The organism is Pantoea stewartii subsp. stewartii, from assembly GCF_008801695.1.
GTDB lineage: Bacteria > Pseudomonadota > Gammaproteobacteria > Enterobacterales > Enterobacteriaceae > Pantoea > Pantoea stewartii.
In genome coordinates this window covers 1-439 of record NZ_VZPF01000268.1, presented here as the reverse complement: position 1 = coordinate 439, position 439 = coordinate 1, and the positions used below count along the sequence as shown (strand labels likewise).

Here is a 439-nt window from a genome sequence, read left to right as displayed (position 1 = left end):
CTGACTGTGAAAGTCACCGACGTGGCGGGCAACACGGCGACGCGGACGCTGGACTTTACCGTTGACACCACCCTGTTGGTCCCGACCATCACGCTGGACAACGCGGATGACAGCGGAACCAAAGGCGATGATCTGACCAACGTTAATAAACCGACATTTTTACTGGGCAATATTGACTCAGATGCGCGCTTCGTCACGGTAGAAATCCAGCATGGCAGCATCAAGGAGGTATTGACGGCAACCCGAGGCACGGATGGCCGCTGGCATTTCACGCCGGACAACGTCTGGGGTGATGGTCGCTATACACTGACAGTGAAAGTGGAAGATGAGGCGGGTAATATTCGCTATTCTGCGCCACTGTCGGTCACAGTCGATACCGACATCACGATCAATAAGATCGAACTGGTTAATGACAGTGGCGTCGTTGGCGATAATATGA

General features: G+C 53.5%; 1 protein-coding gene. It reads left to right on the top strand.

Going from position 1 to position 439, the window contains the following annotated elements; translation table 11 throughout:
• On the top strand, positions 1 to 439 hold a 439-nt coding region (locus tag F7Q90_RS26815), incomplete at both ends, for an Ig-like domain-containing protein (RefSeq protein WP_249042850.1).